This window comes from Streptacidiphilus monticola (assembly GCF_042658505.1).
GTDB classification, from domain to species: Bacteria; Actinomycetota; Actinomycetes; order Streptomycetales; family Streptomycetaceae; genus Streptacidiphilus; species Streptacidiphilus monticola.
In genome coordinates, this window is record NZ_JBHSQJ010000084.1 from 86,048 (window position 1) to 102,166 (window position 16,119).

A 16,119-nucleotide genomic window follows, 5' to 3' on the forward strand; every position below is an offset into this window, starting at 1 on the left:
CGGGGCGTACTGGTGGTCCATGGGCGGGCTAATGTGCGCATCGTACTCACACCTTGTTACGAATCGTGCGGTGGTTCCACCAACCGCCGGGAGGGAAGCGCATGGTCTGGCGAGCCGGCGGCGGCACCGGATCCGTCCACTCCGCGGTCGTGGCCACCGTGGTGGGCGCCTGTCTGCTGCTCAGCGGTTGCGGCTCGCAGACCAGGGAGCAGGCGGCCTCCTCGCCCGGAGCCCCCTCGGTGTCCGCCGCCCCCACCGGCCCCCTGAGCGGGCACAGTTGCACCAGCACTGCGGTCCCCTTTCCCAAGACCCTCGCCGAGGGCGGAAGCCTGACGCTGGAGCCGGACCAGTGGAACGCCGAGGGCGAGGTCTGCCTGGAGTTCTCCGGGGACAACGGCTTCACCGTCTCCACGGTCCGCAACATGCTCCCGGCCAAGGTCGGCGCACCGGGCGCCTATCCGAACGTGGCGACCTCACCCGGGGCGCTGGGCCTGCCGGTGCCGGTCGCCGCCCTCGGTGACGCGACGGCGGACTGGCAGGCGGAGACCGGTGGCGTGTCCGGCTCCTACGACCTGGCCTTCGACCTCTGGTACGGCCCCAGCCAGGAGGACTGCGTCCCCGCCCACAGCGCGGAGTTGATGGTCTGGCTCGACGCCACCGAGAACGTGCAGCCTGCCGGCGGCGCCCCGGCCGCCCAGGTCGCGCTCGACGGCGTCGGCTACAACGTCCACCTCGTCCCCAGGACCACCGCGCACACCGTGATCTCGTACGTCCGGCTCCAACCGACGCACTCCGTCCACGACCTGGACCTCCGCCTGTTCACCCAGGACGCCGTGATGCGCGGGTACGTCCCGTCCGGTTCGTTCCTCTGCAAGGTCTCTGCGGGCTTCGAGATCTGGACCGGAGGCAAGGGCCTGCGCAGCACGGACTTCGGCTTCCACAACGCGGTCGGACTCCCGGCGGGCCGGGTCCGCGACAGCCGGACGGGGAACTGCCTCAGCGCGTCCCCGACCGGGGTGCACGCCGCGGCCTGCTCCGGGAGCAGCAGTTGGACCAGCGCCAACGACGGCACCCTGCAGACCGGCAACCGGTGCCTGGCCGCTGGCGGCAGCCTGGTCCTGGAGAGCTGCACGGGAGCCGCCTTGTCGGCACGGTGGGGCTTCGACTCCTCGGGGCGCCTGGCCAACGCGGCCACCGGACGGTGCCTGGGCTCGGCGGCCACCCTCGTTCCGTGCACCTCGCCCGAGGCGGGCCGGTGGGCGCTGCCGACGAACGCGTCGGACTGACGGGTCGTCAACCCCCGCGCACCGGCGGAAGGTGTGAGCACGCTGTCGCCGGTTCAGACCCATGGCTTACCATTCCGACACATGAGCGAGAGACCGGAAGTCCCCCGCGACGCCGTGCCCCCCCAGGACCGCGCTCCGGCCCCGACCCCGCACGAAGCCCCCACCGTCGCCGGGGGCTTCGCGCCGCAGGCACCCCACGCGAGCCAGGCGCCCCAGGGCTTCGGTCCGCCCGCTCAGGGCCCCTACCAGCCCGTGCCCCCGCAGCAGCCGTACGGATACCCGCAGCAGCAGCCTGCTCCGCTGCCGTACCCGCAGGCCCAGCCGTACGGGTACCCGCCACCGCCCGGCGTTCCCGGCACCGTCCCGGTCGCGCCGTCCGAGCCGGACTGGAACCTGCTCGCCCAGCAGCACGAGGACCGCAAGCGGCGCAACCGGCGCATCGGCTTCATCGCGGGAGCCGTGGCGGTCCTCCTCGTGGCCGGCGGCGTCACCGCACTCGCGCTCAAGGGCAACGGCCAACCGCAGGCCCAGGGTTCGTCCTCCCCGTCCGCGTCGGCCTCCGGGTCCGCGGCAGGTTCCGCCTCGCCGTCGGCGCCGCCGACCAAGCAGGGGCCGCCGCCCGGACCGGCGACAGCCGGCTCCGTGCCCGCTGCCGCCGGTTCCACGCCGCTCGGCCTGGGGACGCAGACCCACGTGGGCAAGGCGCCGGGCTTCAACGGCAAGGCCCTGCTGCTGCCCAGCGGTCAGGACTCGTTCGCAGCGACGTCCGCCCAGATGGTCCCGACCGACGGCAGCTTCACCGTCTCCGCCCGGGCCCGGAGCGACGCGCCGACCGGCAACCGGTCCGTGGTCAGCCAGGGCTCCTCGGGCTTCTACTCCTTCTCACTGGGCCGGGTCCTCGACTCCGGCGCCAACCACTGGGTCTTCAAGGTGCAGCTCCCGGGCGGCGGTTCCAAGGCAGTGATGTCCAAGGGCGCCGCCGCGGTGGGCCAGTTCACCGTCGTCACGGGCGTCTACGACGCCGGTGCGCACCGGATCGCGCTCTACGTCAACGGCGCGCTGCAGGACCAGACGCAGGTCCCGGGCGTGCGCGAGTCGGCCGGCGGCCTGCAGATCGGCCGGGTCCGGTCATCCGACCAGTGGGTCGACCCCTGGCGCGGCCAGATCGCGGACATCCAGGTCTGGAAGTCGGCGCTGACGGCCGGTCAGGTCGTCAAGGTGGCCGCGGGCACGGCCGTCACCCCCGGCCCCGACCATGCGTGGCTGGTCCACTGACCCGCCGGGCGCGGAGGAGAGTCCCCCAGAGTGAGCAGCGCAGGCACGTGGATCCATCCTGACCCGGTGTCAGGAACGCCGACCGTCGTGGTCGTCGAGCCCGAACCGGGATACGTGCGGGTGGATCCCCCGCCCAGCCCCGGAGCGCTGGCCCGGCAGCGCCGGCTCGAGGAACGCGAGGCGGCGCGACCGCAGCCGCGGACGCTGCGCCGGGACTGGCTTCCGCTGCTCCTCGTCCTCGTGGTCCAGGCGGCCTGCTCCGGCCGACTGATCGGGATGAACACCGCCTTCCTGGACGAGGGCACCTACATCTACTCCGGCTACCAGGAGTTGGGGCACCTGCTGCACGGCCGCCCGGTGGCCGAGTACCAGAGCTTCTTCTCCGGCGCCCCGGTGATCTACCCGGTGGTGGTCGCCACCGCGGACATCCTCGGCGGCCTCTCCGGGACCCGTCTGCTGAGCATGGTCTTCATGCTGTCGGCGACGGTCGCGGTGCATCTCGCCGCCCGCCGGATCTACGGCTCACTGGCCGCGTTCTTCGCGGCGGCCCTCTTCGCGGCCCTCGGCCCGACCCAGTTCCTCGGCGGCTACGCCACCTACGACGCCATGGCGCTCGCCCTGCTGGCGTGGGCGGGCTACTTCGCGACGCGGCTGGCGACCGGTGGCGGCTACCTCTGCATCCTGCCCGCGGCCGTCGCGATGGCCCTGGCCGATGCCACCAAGTACGCCTCCCTGCTGTGGTCCCCCGTGGTGCTCGGCCTCGCCGTCTTCGCGGGCTGGGGCGGCAGCCCCTGGAGCGGTGTGCGCTGGCGGCGCGGACTGCTGCTGTTCGCCGTCTGGGTGGTGGCCCTGGCGATCCCGGCGGCCGCCGCGGGCCAGGTCTACCTGCACGGCTTCACCTCGACCACGCTGCAACGCAAGGTCGCCTCGGACTCGTACGGCTACGTGGCGACCGCAGCGGCCCAATGGGTCGGCGCCCTGCTCGTCCTGGCGCTGATAGGAACCGTCGTCGTCCTCTGCTCCGCCTCGCGCTGGGGCGCGAACGGCCGCTCGGCCCGCTGGCTGGCGCTGGTCCTCCTGGTCGGCGGTGTGCTGGCGCCGGCCAACCAGATCCGCATCCACACCTGGCTCTCCCTGCAGAAGCACGTGGACTTCGGCGCCTGGTTCTCCTGCATGGTCGCGGGCTACCTGCTGGCCCGCCTGCTGCCTGCGGCCGCCTCCCGCGCCCGCCTGGCGGCCGGCGGCCTGGCCGCGGCCACCGCCGTGGGCGCGTTGGGCTGGGTGGGCTTCGGCCAGGCCACCGCGATGTTCACGGCCTGGCCGGACTCCCGTCCGCTGGTCTCCGCCCTGACGCCGTACGTCCAGAAGGGCGCCGACCAGTACCTGGTGGAGGACTACGACGTCCCCGCGTACTACTTCAAGGACCGCAGCAACTGGCAGCAGTGGCACGACCTCGTGGCGGTCTACTACACCGACCCGAAGACGCACGAGACGCTGACCGGCGTCCCGGCCATCAAGGCGGCGCTGGCGGCCCACAAGTACCGCATGGTGGTCCTGGACTTCATGCAGACGGCCGGCACCGACGCGCAGATCCAGCCCTACCTCAAGCAGTACGGCTACCGGGTGGCCGCCACGGTGGTCAGCACGACGAGCGGCACCACCGGCAGGTACACGGTCTACCTCGCCCCCGAAGGACAGCCGTCCGCGCCGGGCAAGGGTCAGGCCAAGGGCTCCGCGCACAAGGGCACGACGAGCAAAGGCACGACGAGCAAGGGCAGGACCAGGAACAGGAACCAGTCGCAGGGCGGGACCAAGACCGCCGTCAAGAAGTAGCCCCCGCCGCTCAGGCGTCGAGCACCTGCCCCGCCCGGGCGGTCACCGGGGGCTGGTCGGACCACGGGAAGTTGATCCAGCTGTCCGTCCGCTTCCACACGTACTCGCACTTCACGAGCGACTGGGGCTTCTCGTAGACCACCGCGCAGCGGACGTCCGCCACGTGGTCCAGGCAGAAGTCCCGGACCAGCTCCAGCGTCCTGCCGGTGTCGGCCACGTCGTCGGCGATGAGGACCTTCTTGGCGGAGAAGTCCACCGCGTTGGGGACCGGGGGCAGCATGACCGGCATGTCCAGCGTCCTGCCCACGCCCTCGTAGAACTCCACGTTCATGACGTGCAGGTTCTTGACCCCGAGCGCGTAGCCGAGCGAGCCCGCCACGAAGAGGCCGCCGCGGGCGATGGAGAGGATCACGTCAGGCTCGTAGCCGTCGTCCGCGACGGCCTGGGCCAGTTCGCGGCCGGCGCGGCCGAACAGGTCCCACGTCAGGATCTCGCGCTCCGCGCCCATCGCCGGGTCCTCGCTCTCAGATCTTGGTGCGGTGGAAGTTGAGGTAGGACCGCGAGGGCGTCGGCCCGCGCTGGCCGAAGTAGCGGGAGCCGTACCGCTCGGAGCCGTAGGGGAACTCGGCCGGGGAGGTCAGCCGGAACATGCACAGCTGGCCGATCTTCATGCCCGGGTAGAGCTTGATCGGGAGCGTGGCCACGTTCGACAGCTCCAGCGTCACGTGGCCGCTGAAGCCGGGGTCGATGAAGCCGGCGGTGGAGTGGGTGAGCAGGCCCAGGCGGCCCAGCGAGCTCTTGCCCTCCAGCCGGGACGCGATGTCCGTCGGCAGAGTGACCACCTCGTAGGTGGACGCGAGGGCGAACTCGCCCGGGTGCAGGATGAACGGCTCGTCGCCGTCCGGCTCCACCAGCCGGGTCAGGTCCGGCTGCTCCACCGCGGGGTCGATGTGCGGGTAGCGGTGGTTCTCGAAGACCCGGAAGTACCGGTCGAGGCGCACGTCGATGCTGGACGGCTGGATCATCTCCGGGTCGAACGGGTCGATGACCACGCGCCCGGACTCGATCTCGTCCCGGATGTCCTTGTCTGAGAGCAGCACGGATCGAGGTTACGTGCTGGGGGCGCGCCCGTCCCAATCCGGGCGCGCCCGCTCACCGCCCGATCAGGCCAGGAACTCGGCGGCCTCGCGCCGCAGCGCCTGCCGGATCTCGTCCTGGCTCAGCTTGGCCAGCTCCGCCGGCACCGCGCTGCGCAGCCGCGCGCACTGGGGGCAGCGGATCAACCGCCCGGGGCCGATTCTCCCGGCCCCGAGATTCTGCATCGGGAAGCTGGCGGTGCTGAACAGGTGCCCCTCGGCACAACGGACGACGGTGCGTTCCACGTGCTTCCCCTCTCCCGGCATCGGCAAGGCCCTGGTCACATTAGGGGATGTTCCGGGCATTCCACCCAGGGCTCGCCGAGGCTCACTCCACTCCGGAACGCGCAGCACCCTACGCCCGGGAAGGACACGGAAACCACCTGTGCATCAAGGTCACGGGATGGGGTACAGTGAGGGCAGACGGGCGCAACTGACGGTCCGTCAGGCGGGCGTAGTTTAATGGTAGAACATGAGCTTCCCAAGCTCAGAGCGCGAGTTCGATTCTCGTCGCCCGCTCCGTCGAAGAGCCCCAGGTCACCGACCTGGGGCTCTTCTCGTTCTGCGGGGCGGGCGGCCCGGGGCACGGCGCCGACGGAGTCACTCCTCGGCGAGCGCCGCCAGGTGGGCCGGGAGCGGGATGCCGGGGCGCAGGGCCGGATCGGGGAGGAGCGCGCCGCGGACGGTGCGCAGGGGCAGGACCCCGGCCCAGACGGGCAGTTCGCCGTCAGGGCCGTCGCCGTCCTCGGGGAACCCCTCGGCGATCTTGACGGACGCCTCGTCCAGCGAGAGCGCCAGGAGTGTGGTGGCGGCCAGCTCCTTGCGCGAGGGCTGCCTGGCGTAGTCCCACTGCCCGGGCGTCACGTGCTCCGTGAGCACGCGCAGCCCCTCCAGCTTCTCGTCGGGGTCGATCACGGCGCGCGGGACGCCGTAGACCATCGCGCTGCGGTAGTTGACGCCGTGCTCGAACACCGACCGGGCGAGGACCAGCCCGTCGACGTGGGTCACGGTCACGCAGACCTCCGCCTCCGGGGAGGCCACCAGGCTGCGGCTGGCGACGGAGCCGTGGAAGTACAGCGTGTCGGCCGTGGCGCCGTAGACGGTCGGCACCACCATGGGGACTCCGTCGAGGACCACGCCGAGGTGGCACAGGAAGCCGGCGCGCAGGACGGCGTCCAGCTCGGCCCGGTCGGTCCGGCCGTTCTCGCGCAGGCGGCGGTGCCGGGTGCGCTCGGTGGCGGAGAGCGAGGGTGCATTCGTCATGGGCGACAGGCTACGAGGCTCCTGTCGGCCGAGTCAGCAGGGGCCGGGGCGCACGCGTGAGCGGAGTTGCGTCTGCTGTTCGGGTGAATCAGGCGTCGGCGGGGTTACCAGGGACGGTCGGGGCGAGTAGGACGGAAGCGCGGTGCCCAACCAACCGGCCCGGAACCTCTCAGCGGACCACTGCCTCGGTCCACGGGTCGAACACCGCAGCCGCTGCCTGCGAGGCACCTCCCCCACGTCACGCAGGCAGCGGCAGGGCCCGTCCGGCGGCTCTCGGGGACAAGGATCACGGCAGGGCGCGGGCGGAGAGGCCGGCGAGGGTGCGGGCGGTGACCAGGGTCCACGCAGTGACCAGGAGGGCGAAGAGCCCGACGGCCGACGCGCCGAGGACGGCGAGCCCGGTGAGGCGGAACAGCGCCGTCGCCCCGGTCACGCAGGTGCCGACCGGGAAGGTGAACGCCCACCAGGTCATCGCGAAGGGCACGGGGCGGCTGAGTGCGGCCGCGAGGGCCAGGCCCAGCCAGAGCAGCGCGAAGCCGAACACGGGGACGCCGTAGACGAGGGCGATCCCCTCCAGCGCCCGGTCGGCACGGGCGAACTGGCCGACCGCCGTGACGGACTGGCCCAGCGGGCCGAGCACCAGGAACAGCGTGGGCACGAGCGCCGGCTCCAACTGCCGTCCCCACAGCGCGGGCAGGAGCAGCAGCACGGTGAGCAGGCTCATCCCGAACATCCCCGCGCACAGCACCAGCAGCGTCTCCCGCCACTGGCCCGCGGCGGGCAGGTACGGCAGCAGGGCCGGGCCAAGCGCGGCGGAGACCATCGGGGCGACGAAGGGCAGCAGCCAGGTCGGCGTCACCCGGGCCCGGTCCGCCGCGAGCAGCCGGTGTCCCAACCGGCCTGCGACGGCCAGGCCGTAGAGCGTTCCGGCGGACCACAGCACCGCGTCGAGCGCCACCCCGGCGCGCTCGCCGAGAACCGGTCGGGCCGCGGTGAGCGCGCCGTAGCCGACGGCCGTCAGCGCCATCGGGGGGCAGCCGTAGAAGACGGCGGTGTGATGGTCCCTCAGATGGCGTACCCGGCCGGGGTCCCGGCGTGCCAGCAGTCGGAGCACGCCGAGCGCCGCGAGGAGCAGCACTGCCAGGATCCAGAACACGGCGGCAGGCACGGTGAGCGCGCGGCCGAGCCAGGGCAGCCCCGCGGCGGCGTTGCCGACGATGGCCGTGCCCATGACGGCCGCGTACCAGTTGGGCCCGAGTCGCCCGGCGAAGGTGGGCCGGGTCGCGCGGGGGACGGGCGTACGGAGGGTGGTGGTCGCCATGACGGCAGACTCGCCCGGGTGGAGCTGCGCCGGTAGCGGGCCCGGATCTATCGGGACATAAGCTGGACTTATGACGGCCACCGATCCCCGCCTGTCCTCGCAGGTCCCGGACCTGGGAGCGCTGGAGCTGCTGCTGGCCGTCATCCGGACCGGCAGCCTGGGCCGGGCGGCGGCGGAGCTCGGCATCAGCCAGCCCGCGGCCTCGGCGCGGATCGCCGGGATGGAGCGGCAGATCGGCGTCCCGCTGCTGGAGCGGTCCACCCGCGGCTCCTGCCCGACCGAGGCCGGGGCGCTGGTCGCGGAGTGGGCGTCAGCGGTCGTCGCCGCGGCGCGCGCGCTCGACGCGGGCATCGCCGCCCTGCGCGAACGACGGGACGCCCGGCTGCGGGTGACGGCCAGTCTGACCGTCGCCGAGTACCTGATGCCCGGCTGGCTGCTGGCCCTCCGAGCCGCGCACCCGGACACGGCGGTCACCCTGCGGGCGGCCAACTCCCGCCAGGTGGCGGAGGACGTCGCCTCCGGCGCGGCGGACCTCGGCTTCGTCGAGGGCCGGCACCTGCCGAGCGGACTGGACGGCACGGTGATCGCGACGGACCGGCTGGTGGTCGTCGTCGCTCCCGGCCATCCCTGGGCGAGGCGCAGACAGAGCGTGGCCGCAGCGGAGTTGGCGGCGACGCCGTTGATCCTCCGGGAGCAGGGGAGCGGAACGCGCGAGGTGCTGGACGCTGCGCTGGCACCGGCCGGCGGCCCCGTCGCCCCGCTGCTGGAGCTGGCCTCGACGACGGCGCTGAAGTCGGCGGCGGCGTCCGGGGCGGGGCCCGCGGTGCTGAGCGAACTGGCGGTCGCGGACGAGCTGAGCCGGGGACGCCTGGTGGCGGTGCGGCTGTCCGATCTCGAACTCAGCCGTCCCCTGCGGGCGGTGTGGCCGCGCGGTCCGAAACCGGCCGGGCCGGCCCGGGACCTGCTCGGCCTTTCCCGGAGACCGTGACCCTGGCGGGCGCGCGCGCAAGCTGATGCCACCGAGGCAGCCGGGCCCGGGCGTCATCCCCCTCAGCCCCCGCCGGGGCGCCGTGACCGCAACCCCCCCCGCCTCCGCGGTCTACGCCCCCGTGCCCCGAGGTCAGTTCACGCGCCTCACCGAGGGCGCGGGGGCGCCGCGCCCCAGCGCCCGCACCCGCCTTCGGGAACCGTCGCGGCTCCCCGAGGGCCCGGGCGCGCCGCGCCCCCCGCGCTGGTGCGACCGGACATCCCCGCGCCCCTGCCGGGCAAGCAGACAGACGTCCGGACGACTCAGCCCCCGCACCCGCCTTCGGGAACCGTCGCGCCTCACCGAGGGCGCCGGCGCGCCGCGCCCGCGTGGCGGCCGAGCGGCTCATCTCCTCCTCCCCCTCCCGCCACTGACGGAGTGTCACAGGGGAGTCAGCGCAGCATGCGGTCCTTGAGGACCGGGAACTCCTCACGCGTGCGCGAGACGACGGACGGGTCGAGGTCGACGGTCAGGGCGGTCTCCTCGGTGCCGGCCTCGGCCAGCACCTCCCCCCAGGGGTCGACGACCATGCTGTGGCCCGCCTGGGGCACTCCCGCGTGCGTGCCCGCGGTGTTGCAGGCGAGCACCACGCACTGCTCCTCCACCGCCCGCGCCTGGGCGAACAGCCGCCAGTGCGCCAGCCGCCGCGCGGGCCAGCCCGCCGGCACGGCGAGCAGTTCCGCACCGGCGTCCAGCAGGGCGCGGAACAGCTCCGGGAACCGCAGGTCGTAACAGGTCGCCAAGCCCAGCCTGCCGAACGGCGTGGGAACCACCGCGAGTTCCTGACCCGCCGTCATGGTCGCGGCCTCGCCCTGGTCGAAGCCGAAGCGGTGGATCTTCCGGTAGACGGAGACCAGGTCGCCCGACGGGGAGAAGACCAGCGACGTGTTGTACATCGGCCCGTCCGGGTCGCGTTCCACGATCGAGCCCGCGTGCAGCCACACCCCCGCGTCCTTGGCGGCTGCGGCCATCGCGTCCGCGGTCGGGCCGTCCAGCTGCTCCGCCCCCTCCGCCCACAGTCGGGCGCTGAACGCGCCCAGCGGCCAGAGCTCGGGCAGGACCACGAGATCCGCCCCCGCCTGCGCCCGTACCAGCGCGGCCACGCGCTCGCGCCGGTCCTGCGGCAACTCGGCGTCGTCCACGGCGATCTGGAGAAGGGAAGCGCGCACAGTACCACCCGCCCGGTGAGGAGTCCTACGATCGTCCGGGTAATGCACCCTGGGGACCGCGACCAGCGTAACGTTCTCCCCCAGTGCCATCTGTCGCTCCGCCGAGGGGTTTCGCACGTGACCGACACGCACATAGTCCAGGCCTACACCGACGCCTGGCGTCAGTCGATCGAGTCCGTCCTGGAGTTGGTGACTCCACTCGGCGAGGCCGAGTGGAACCTGCCGACCGAATGCCCCTGGTGGTCGGTCCGGGACGTGGTCTCGCACCTCATCGCCATGGAGTCGGAGCTGCTGGGCGACCCCCGCCCGATCCACACCCTGCCGCGTGATCTGCGGCATGTGGACGACGAGTTCAGCCGGTACTGCGAGGTGCCGGTGGACAAGCGGCGCTGCCACACCGCGCCGGAGATGACCGGGGAGCTGGAGTACACGATCCTGCGCCGGGCCCGGGCGCTGCGCGACTCGCGCAACGCCCCCACGGACGAGGTGCGCTGGCCGATGGGCCCGTACACCCGGGACATCCCCTACTATCAGCTGCTGCGCAACCGCGTCTTCGACGTGTGGACCCACGAGCAGGACCTGCGCCGCGCCCTGCGCAAGCCGGGGAACCTGGACTCGGCCGCGGCGCTGGTGACCCGGGACCACCTGATCGAGCTGCTGCCGAAGGCCGTCGCCAAGTCGGCCGGGGTTCCGGCGGGGACGACGGTCTTCTTCGAGGTGACCGGACCCGTGGAGTTCATGCGGACGGTGCGCGTGGACGAGAACGGCCGCGGCTCGGCGGACGAGCAGATCTCCCTGTCACCCGACGCCGAGTTCCGCACCGACTGGGAGACCTACGCCCGCCTGGCCTGCGGCCGCATCGACCCGCGCACGGCCGACGTGAAGGTCGAGGGCGACGAGGACCTGGCCACGCAGATCCTGCAGAACTTCTCGGTCACGCCGTGAACTGCGGCGCGGGCGCGGCCTCGCGGAGCGCGGCCGGCCTGCGCAGCCGCAGGATCTGGACGAGCCCCAGCGCCATCGGCAGGTACAGGGCGCAGAAGGCGACGCGGAACGCGCCCGTGGTGTAGGTGTCGCCCCCGCCTGCGCCCGGGCCGACGGCGTCGAGGAGGACGCCGACCCCCAGCAGCGCGAGCACGGCGGCGGCGAATCCGCCCATGTTGACGATGCCGGACGCGGTGCCGATCCGTTCCGGCGGGTTGACCGGGCGGGCGTAGTCGAGGCCGATGAGGGAGGCGGGGCCGTTGCTCCCCATCGCCGCGAACAGCACCAGCAGCAGCCACATCGGCACGTGGCCGCCCGGCCAGGACAGCACCAGCGCCCAGAGCAGGCCCGTGCCCAGCACGACGGCGAAGACGGTGGGCGTGCGCAGGGACGGCCGACGGGACATCAGCTGACCGAAGGCGACGGCGAAGAACATGCCGGAGGCGATGATCAGACTGAGCATCGCGCCCGCGGCCGGGCGGGACAGTCCCTGACCCTGCATCAGGAACGGCATGCCCCAGAGGAACAGGCAGGTCGAGGCGGGGAAGGCGGTGGTGAAGTGGACCCACATGCCGAGGCGCGTCCCCGGTTCGGCCCAGGCGGCGCGGATCTGCCGGGCGAGCGGGAGGGAGGCGGCCCCGCGGGGGGCGGCCGGGCTGCCGGGCGGGGCCTCGCGCAGGGCGGCCAGCGTCAGCGCCAGGACGCCCACACCGACCAGGCCGGTGGTGGCGAAGGTCGGCGTCCAGCCGGCGGTGTGCAGGACCTGGGACAGGACGAGCGTGCTGACCAGGTTGCCGACCGTGCCGACCAGCCCCGTGAGCTGGGCGATGAACGGGCCCTGCCGGACGGGGAACCAGCGGGCCGCGATGCGGAGCACACTGACGAAGGTCATCGCGTCACCGCAGCCCAGGACCGCCCGGGAGGCCAGGGCGGGGCCGAAGGCGGAGGCGAAGGCGAAGCCCAGCTGACCCGCCGTCAGCAGCACCAGCCCGACGGAGAGGATCCGGCGCGGCCCGAAGCGGTCCACCAGGAGGCCGACGGGGATCTGCATGCCCGCGTAGACGAGCACCTGCAGGATCGAGAAGGTGGAGAGCGCGGAGGCGTTGATCCCGAACCGGGTCGCCGCGTCGAGCCCCGCCACCCCGAGGCTGGTGCGGTGCACGACGGCGAGGACGTAGACGGTGACCCCGATGGACCACGCGACCCACGCCCCTCTTCCCCCGGGCGGGTCCCCGACGGGGGCGGCCAGGGCGGTCGGGCTGTGGTCGGATGCTGACGAGACGACAGGAACGGCGGACGGCGCGGGCTCGGCAGGCATAGTGCGTCCCATCCTATGGTGGGATGAATTTCGATCTTCCCTCCGTCCACCTGCCGGAACTCCCCGTCCCGGCGAGAGGGCGGCGTGCCCACCCGAGGGCCGGTCGCCGGCGCTGCGCGCCGGGGCGAAGGGGAGGCCCCCGCGCGCGGGACGCACCGGACAAGCCGCCGGCCCCCCGGCGGGCCCTCGCGGGCCATGGCGAGCAAGGTGATCCCCTGGCCCTGACATGGCGCTGGAGCAGCACCGAACCCCGGCCTGCCCGGGGATCGGAGCCTGCCCCGGCGCACCCGGGTGCGTGGAGCCTGCCCCAGCACAGCCAGGCGAGCGGAGCCTGCCCCGGGCAGCCAGGCGCGGACCCGAGCCCGGAGCAGCCAGGCGAGGCAGGTCGGCGCCGGGCAGCCGGGGCCGAGCAGCCGGGCGAGCGCAGCAGAGCCCCCGGGCAGCCAGGCGAGCGCAGCAGAGTGCGTGGAGCCTGCCCCGGCGCAGCCTGGCCAGCGGAGCCCGGCCCGGGCAGCCAGGCGAGCGGAGCCTGCCCCGGGGCGGCCGGGCGCGGACCCGAGCCCGGGGCGGTCGGGCGAAGGAGGTCGGGTGCCCGGCCCGGCGGGCGGCAGGGCGGCGCGGGGCGCCTTGGGCCCGGCGCCATGGGGAGGGGGGCGGGCGCGGGGGCTACGGGCGGACGAGCCAGCGGAGCGTGGAGGTCATGCGGGTGGAGCGAAAGGAGGGGTCGCGGACCCAGGGGGTGTCGTCGCGGATCACCGCGGTGATCGTGCGGGGCTTGTCGCTCGGCGGCAGCGCCGCCGTGTCCAGGGCGTCGCCGTGGACCGCGGCGCGGGGCGCCGGGCTTCCGTCCACCGTCCAGCGGACCGTCAGTTGCCCGCCGCCCACCACCTGTTGGGGCACCGCCCGGAGCCACGTGCCCGGCCCGACCTGCCCGGGTGCGGGCTCGGCCCGGTCCAGCGGGCTGACGAATCGATACAGCTGCTCGATGATCGCCTCCCGCGAGGGCAGGTTGTAGGTCAGCCCCAGGGTCCGCATGATCGAGTTCTGCGTGGGCCGGTACAGCCCGTTCGCGCTGCGGTACGCCCCCACCCGCCCGCCCGTCGGGTCCTCCGCGCCGATCCAGCGCCACCAGCGCAGATGCTGCCGGCGCATGACGTCCGCGGGTTGGTCGGAGAGGTTGGGGAACGCCGCCGCCACCCCGGGTGCGCTGTCGTACTCGTCGCCCAGGCCGCCGATGGTGTGGCCGAGTTCGTGCTGGATGATCCGCCCCGCGTCCGGCGAACCGCCGGAGAGCGTGGTCACCACCCCCCTGCCGCCGCAGCCGCCGTAGTCCGTCGAGTCGGCGAGGGCGATCACGTACTGCGGCTGGTCGCCGTCAGTGCCGACATAGCGCTGCACGGCGTCGTCGTCCGCGCAGAGCAGCCGCTCCATGCCGTCGCAGCCGAAGTGCAGGCCGAGCGGGGTGGGCCCGCCGTCCAGGCCGGAGTGCGGGGACACCAGGTCCACCCGGCGCACGTCGAAGAAGCGCTGGTAGCGGTGGAAGGGCTCGACCGAGCTGACCGCCCGCCAGACCGCCGCCGCCTGCTCGCGGAACCGGGGCAGCTCGTCACGGGTGTAGCCGTCGCCGATCAGCACCAGGGTGATCCGGTGCACGGCCGGGCCGTTGTCGGCGATCAGCGTGCTGCCGTCCACCTCCCCCTGGGCGAGCGGCTGTTGGCCGCCCTGCGGCGGCGCGGAACCCAGCAGGCTCAGCAGCAGAACGGTGCCGAGCAGGCCCGAGACGAGCCTGCGCATACGAAACTCCTCCCCGATCGGGACCAGTTGCTCCTGATCGGGGAGGAGTACCCGGACCGCCGGTGTGCCGTCCCGCAGCGCGCGGGACGGCTCACCCGGTCAGCCCCAGGTGATCAGCCGTTTGGGCTGCTCGAGCACGGCGGCGGTGTCCGCCAGCACCTTCGAACCGAGCTCGCCGTCGACCATGCGGTGGTCGAAGGAGAGCGCCAGCGTGGTGACCTGACGGGCTACCACGCGGCCCTTGTGCACCCAGGGCAGCTCGCGGATCTGGCCCACGGCCAGGATCGCGGCCTCGCCGGGGTTCAGGATCGGCGTCCCGGCGTCCACTCCGAAGACGCCGACGTTGGTGATGGTGACGGTGCCACCCTGCATCGCGGCCGGGGAGGTCTTCCCCTGGCGCGCGGTGTCGATCAGCTCGCCGAAGGCGATCGCCAGGTCCGCGAGGGACTTGGCGCCGGCGTCCTTGATGTTGGGCACGATCAGCCCGCGCGGGGTGGCCGCGGCGATGCCGAGGTTGACCGCGCGCTTGACCACGATCTCCTGGTTGGCCTCGTCCCAGCTGGCGTTGATCTCCGGGTTCCGGCGGATCGCGGTCAGCAGCGCCTTGGCGACGATCAGCAGCGGGCTCACCCGCACGCCTGCGCCCAGCTCGCCGGACTCCTTGAGCTTGCGCACCAGCTTCATCGTGCGGGTGACGTCCACCTGCACCCACTCCGTGACGTGCGGGGCGGTGAAGGCGGACGCGACCATCGCTGCGGCGGTGGCCTTGCGCACGCCCTTGATCGGCACGCGCAGGTCCTCCGGTGCGGAGGCGACCGGCGCGGCGGCCACAGGAGTGGACTCGGCCGCCTGCTCCGGCTCCTGAACGACCGTCAGGCCGTTGACGTAGGCGTGCACGTCGTCGCGGGTGATGGTGCCGCCGGGGCCGGTCGGGGTCACGGCGGCGAGATCGACGCCGAGGTCCTTCGCCAGCTTCCGGACGGGCGGCTTGGCCAGGGGCTTCACGCCCCCGCTCACCCCGGCGGCGAAGCCGCCGGACCCGAAGGCTGTGGAGGACTGGGGCAGCAGGGTCGTGCCGACCCCGCCCGCTCCCTGCCCAGCGGCTCCGCCGGGGGCAGCGGGCCCGCCGAAGTCGGAGGCCGGACCGCCCGCCGGGCCCGGGACGGCCGTCCCCTGTCCACCGGAAGCGGGGGCACCAGGCGCGGGACCCGCCGGACCGCCGGACCCGCCCAAGGCGGGGGCACCGCCCGGCGCGGCGAAGCCGCCCGCCGGGCTCTGAGCGGCCGTTCCCGGGGCCGTGCCGCTTCCGCCGGAGGCGGGCGCGGCGGGCCCGGGCTTGCGGGCCCTCCGGCGCGAAGCGCCGCTGCGCGGGCCGTAGCCCACGAGCACCTCGCGGCGCTCGGGCTCGGGCTCGTCACCGGCCGGGCCGTCCGCCGGGGCGGGCTGCGACTCCGCCGCGCCCTCCGTGGCCACGGTGATGATGACCGTGCCGACGTCGACCGTCGTGCCCTCCGGGAAGATCAGCTCACGCACCACCCCGTCGAAGGGGATGGGCAGTTCGACGGCCGCCTTCGCCGTCTCGACCTCGCAGACGACCTGACCGTCCGTCACCGTGTCGCCCGGCTGGACGAACCACTTCAGGATCTCCGCCTCGGTCAGCCCCTCGCCGACGTCCGGCATCTTGAACTCACGTACGCTCATTGCTCTCTGCCG

General features: G+C 73.5%; 14 protein-coding genes and 1 tRNA gene. 6 read left to right on the plus strand and 9 right to left on the minus strand.

Annotation, left to right across the window (positions count from 1 at the left end; all coding sequences use genetic code 11):
• Positions 1-101 precede the first annotated feature (101 nt).
• From ACFP3V_RS20985 to ACFP3V_RS20995, 3 genes are all read left to right on the plus strand, one after another.
• Complete coding sequence (locus ACFP3V_RS20985; protein ID WP_380585678.1) at positions 102-1,286, plus strand: GH12 family glycosyl hydrolase domain-containing protein; 1,185 nt, start codon at positions 102-104, stop codon at positions 1,284-1,286.
• 81 nt (positions 1,287-1,367) lie between these two features.
• Positions 1,368-2,561 (plus strand): LamG domain-containing protein, encoded by a 1,194-nt coding sequence (locus tag ACFP3V_RS20990; protein ID WP_380585679.1) that lies wholly within the window; start codon positions 1,368-1,370, stop codon positions 2,559-2,561.
• Between the two features lie 66 nt (positions 2,562-2,627).
• The gene (locus ACFP3V_RS20995; RefSeq protein WP_380585681.1) at positions 2,628-4,394 is read left to right on the plus strand and encodes a hypothetical protein; all 1,767 of its coding nucleotides are present in this window, start codon (positions 2,628-2,630) and stop codon (positions 4,392-4,394) included.
• A gap of 10 nt (positions 4,395-4,404) precedes the next feature.
• Here the strand turns inward: ACFP3V_RS20995 and ACFP3V_RS21000 are convergent, their stop codons facing one another.
• From ACFP3V_RS21000 to ACFP3V_RS21010, 3 genes are all read right to left on the minus strand, one after another.
• Positions 4,405-4,902 carry a phosphoribosyltransferase gene (locus tag ACFP3V_RS21000; RefSeq protein WP_380585683.1) on the minus strand — a complete coding sequence of 166 codons (498 nt, stop codon included), beginning with the start codon at positions 4,900-4,902 and terminating at the stop codon, positions 4,405-4,407.
• A gap of 16 nt (positions 4,903-4,918) precedes the next feature.
• A complete protein-coding gene (gene dcd / locus ACFP3V_RS21005) occupies positions 4,919-5,494 on the minus strand; it encodes a dCTP deaminase (protein ID WP_380585685.1) in 576 nt (191 codons plus the stop codon).
• Between the two features lie 63 nt (positions 5,495-5,557).
• A complete protein-coding gene (locus tag ACFP3V_RS21010) occupies positions 5,558-5,797 on the minus strand; it encodes a hypothetical protein (RefSeq protein WP_380585784.1) in 240 nt (79 codons plus the stop codon).
• A 181-nt stretch (positions 5,798-5,978) separates the two neighbouring features.
• Here ACFP3V_RS21010 and ACFP3V_RS21015 point away from each other — a divergent pair.
• Positions 5,979-6,049, plus strand: a tRNA-Gly gene (locus ACFP3V_RS21015).
• Between the two features lie 81 nt (positions 6,050-6,130).
• Here ACFP3V_RS21015 and ACFP3V_RS21020 read toward each other — a convergent pair.
• Entirely contained in the window at positions 6,131-6,793 is a 663-nt protein-coding gene (locus ACFP3V_RS21020; RefSeq protein WP_380585687.1) for a pyridoxamine 5'-phosphate oxidase family protein, read from the minus strand.
• 286 nt (positions 6,794-7,079) lie between these two features.
• Positions 7,080-8,114 (minus strand): SLAC1 family transporter, encoded by a 1,035-nt coding sequence (locus ACFP3V_RS21025; protein WP_380585689.1) that lies wholly within the window; start codon positions 8,112-8,114, stop codon positions 7,080-7,082.
• Between the two features lie 70 nt (positions 8,115-8,184).
• On the opposite strand from ACFP3V_RS21025, the gene ACFP3V_RS21030 reads away from it, so the two are divergent.
• Positions 8,185-9,102 (plus strand): LysR family transcriptional regulator, encoded by a 918-nt coding sequence (locus tag ACFP3V_RS21030; RefSeq protein WP_380585691.1) that lies wholly within the window; start codon positions 8,185-8,187, stop codon positions 9,100-9,102.
• A 431-nt stretch (positions 9,103-9,533) separates the two neighbouring features.
• Here the strand turns inward: ACFP3V_RS21030 and ACFP3V_RS21035 are convergent, their stop codons facing one another.
• Complete coding sequence (locus ACFP3V_RS21035; RefSeq protein WP_380585692.1) at positions 9,534-10,310, minus strand: carbon-nitrogen family hydrolase; 777 nt, start codon at positions 10,308-10,310, stop codon at positions 9,534-9,536.
• A gap of 117 nt (positions 10,311-10,427) precedes the next feature.
• Here ACFP3V_RS21035 and ACFP3V_RS21040 point away from each other — a divergent pair, with 117 nt between their 5' ends.
• Positions 10,428-11,255 carry a maleylpyruvate isomerase family mycothiol-dependent enzyme gene (locus ACFP3V_RS21040; RefSeq protein WP_380585694.1) on the plus strand — a complete coding sequence of 276 codons (828 nt, stop codon included), beginning with the start codon at positions 10,428-10,430 and terminating at the stop codon, positions 11,253-11,255.
• Here the strand turns inward: ACFP3V_RS21040 and ACFP3V_RS21045 are convergent.
• From ACFP3V_RS21045 to ACFP3V_RS21055, 3 genes are all read right to left on the minus strand, one after another.
• A complete protein-coding gene (locus tag ACFP3V_RS21045) occupies positions 11,245-12,612 on the minus strand; it encodes an MFS transporter (RefSeq protein WP_380585696.1) in 1,368 nt (455 codons plus the stop codon). The genes ACFP3V_RS21040 and ACFP3V_RS21045 overlap by 11 nt on opposite strands.
• A gap of 666 nt (positions 12,613-13,278) precedes the next feature.
• Entirely contained in the window at positions 13,279-14,406 is a 1,128-nt protein-coding gene (locus tag ACFP3V_RS21050; RefSeq protein ID WP_380585698.1) for a M64 family metallopeptidase, read from the minus strand.
• A gap of 99 nt (positions 14,407-14,505) precedes the next feature.
• The gene (locus ACFP3V_RS21055) at positions 14,506-16,107 is read right to left on the minus strand and encodes a dihydrolipoamide acetyltransferase family protein (protein ID WP_380585700.1); all 1,602 of its coding nucleotides are present in this window, start codon (positions 16,105-16,107) and stop codon (positions 14,506-14,508) included.
• Between the last annotated feature and the right edge of the window lie 12 nt (positions 16,108-16,119).